The sequence below is a fragment of the Streptomyces botrytidirepellens genome, from assembly GCF_003721215.1.
Lineage (GTDB): Bacteria > Actinomycetota > Actinomycetes > Streptomycetales > Streptomycetaceae > Streptomyces > Streptomyces himastatinicus.
The window spans coordinates 1-2,837 of the sequence record NZ_RIBZ01000045.1; the positions used below are offsets into that span (position 1 = coordinate 1).

Annotated in this window: 1 pseudogene; it reads right to left on the bottom strand. The window is 68.8% G+C overall.

Features of this window, described 5'->3' with window-relative positions:
* Nucleotides 1–2,837 (bottom strand): annotated as a pseudogene (locus EEJ42_RS03255) (acyltransferase domain-containing protein); the annotation flags it as partial.

Consider the following 2,837-nt stretch of genomic DNA (forward strand, 5'->3'; position numbering starts at 1 on the left):
CAGCAGCAGATCCCGCACACCACGCTCGGCCACCAGATGCCGCGCCACCACCGCACCCAAACCACCCGTACCACCCGTGATCAACACCGTGCCGCGCGGCTCCCATGACGCCGCACGCAACTCTGGAACGGGCATCCGCGTCAGCCGGGGGACCAGGACCTCCTCATCACCAACCATCAGCTCCGGCTCAGGCTGCGCCAACGCACGCGACAACACCGCCCCCGACACAGCACCGTCACCAAGATCCAGCAGCGTGATCCGACCCGGATGCTCCGACTGCGCCGACCGCACCAAACCCCACACCGACGCCACCGCCAGATCACCGACAGCACCACGCGTCACCACGACCAGACGAGACCCCGCGAACCGCTCTCCCTCCAGCCACCTCTGGACAAGGCCCAGGGTCTGCGCCACCGTGGCGTGGGCGGAATCCACCACCCCGTCACCGGGCCGCTCCACCTCCACCTCGACCAACACCACATCCGGCACCGGGGCCTCAGCCACAGCCAACGCGGCCAGATCCGCGCACCCCACTACCGAGATCCCCGCATCCCGCAGCCCGCCACTCAGACCGCCGTCCGGGCCGACCACCGCAACCACTGACGGCCCGGCGTCCGTCCCCTCAGCCACCGGAGCCCACTCCACCCGGAACAACGAATCCCGGCCGACCATCTGGCCGTCACCGAACTGTTCGGCCGCTACCGGGCGGACCAGGAGGCCGTCCACCGAAGCGACCGGCGCGCCTGCCGCATCCGAGACCGCGATGTTGATCGCTTCCCGCCCGCCGTACGACAGCCGAGCACGCACCATCGTCGCCCCCGAGGCGAACAACGACACACCCTCCCAGGAAAACGGGAGCACCCCGTTCTCGGCGCCCTCGTCACCACCTGCACACACCGCTGCGTGCAATACCGCGTCCAGCAGAGCGGGATGCACACCAAACCCACCGGGCTCAACCTCTTCTGGCAGCGCAACCTCGGCAAACACCGCATCACCGTGCCGCCAAGCAGCCCGCAACCCCTGGAACACCGGGCCGTACTCGAAGCCGGACTCGGCCCGGTTCTCATAAAAGCCGTCCAGCTCGACCGGCTCGGCGCCCACCGGCGGCCACACCGCGGCATCGAACCCAAATCCGGGCAGCTCGTCTGCCGCCGCGAGGACGCCCGTGGCGTGCTGGACCCACGGCTGTTCATCGGAGTCATCCGGCCGGGAGAAGATCTTCACCGAACGGTGGCCAGAGTCGTCAGGTTCACCGACGAACACCTGAATCTGCACCGCGCCCTGCTCCGGCAGCACCAGAGGTGCGGCAAGGGTCAGCTCCTCGACGCGGTCACACCCGACCTCGTCACCGGCCCGGATCGCCAACTCCACGAACGCCGTACCGGGCACCAGAACGCGACCCATCACCACGTGATCGGCCAGCCACGGATGCGAGCCCGCCGACAGGCGACCGGAGAACACCACACCGTCCGAGTCGGCCAACGACACCGCCGCACCCAACAGCGGATGCTCAGCCGAGGCCAGACCGGCAGCCCGCACATCGCCCGGAGCAGCGGTAGTCGCAGGCCAATACCGCTGCCGCTGGAAGGCGTAGGTGGGCAGTTCGACCTGCCGGGCGCCGGTACCGGTGAAGAACGCCCGCCAGTCCACGCCCACGCCGGTCACGTGCAGACGAGCCAGACCGGTCGCCAAAGCCAGTTCTTCGCCACGATCCTTACGAAGAGCAGGAACGACCTCGGCTACGTCCGGTGCCGACTCCCGCACCAGGGCCGACAGCACACCATCCGGCCCCAGCTCCAGGAACGTCCCCACCCCGGCCCCGGCCAACGCCCGAACACCATCGGCGAACCGTACGGTCTCCCGCACATGCCGCACCCAGTACTCCGCCGAACACAACTCCCCCGCCGCAGCGAGGGCACCGGTCAGATTCGACACCACCGGAATCGTGGGCTCACCGAACTCCAGACCAGCCACGGCAGCACGGAAATCATCCAGCATCGAAGACATGAGCGGCGAGTGGAACGCGTGACTCACCGCGAGCCTGCTCGTACGCCGCCCCTCGGCCTCAAACCGCGCCGCAACCTCCAGCACCGCAACCTCATCGCCGGAGACCACCACCGAGGAGGGCCCATTCACCGCCGCGATCGACACCTGATCGGACAGCAACGGCGCGACCTCGTCCTCGGTCGCCTCGACCGCCACCATCGCCCCACCGGGCGGCAGCGCCTGCATCAACCGAGCCCGCGCGGACACCAAAGCACACGCGTCCTCAAGCGACAGGACACCCGCCACGTGGGCNGCATCAACCGAGCCCGCGCGGACACCAAAGCACACGCGTCCTCAAGCGACAGGACACCCGCCACGTGGGCGGCCGCGACCTCGCCGATCGAATGCCCACCCACGAAGTCCGGCCGCACACCAAAGGACTCCACGAGCCGGAACAGCGCCACCTCGACGGCGAACAGGGCGGGCTGGGCCGACCCGGTGCTGTTCAGGGCCTCGATGTCCTCGCCCCACATCACCTCGCGCACCGAATCGCCAAGGTGCGCAAGTACGGCGTCCAGCGCCTTTGCGAACACCGGGAACCGGCCATACAACTCCCGGCCCATACCCAGCCGCTGCGCACCCTGCCCCGAGAACACCACAGCCAACGGCCCGTCCCCGACAACACCCCGAGCAGCCTCGACCACACCCTCCTCAGAGGCCAGCAACACCGCCCGATGCTCAAACACCGACCGCCCGACAGCCAACGAAAAACCGATATCCACTGACCCGGCGCTGCCCGCGAGAGACGCGATCTGATCCACCTGCGCGTCCAGCGCGGCCTCGGTCTTCGC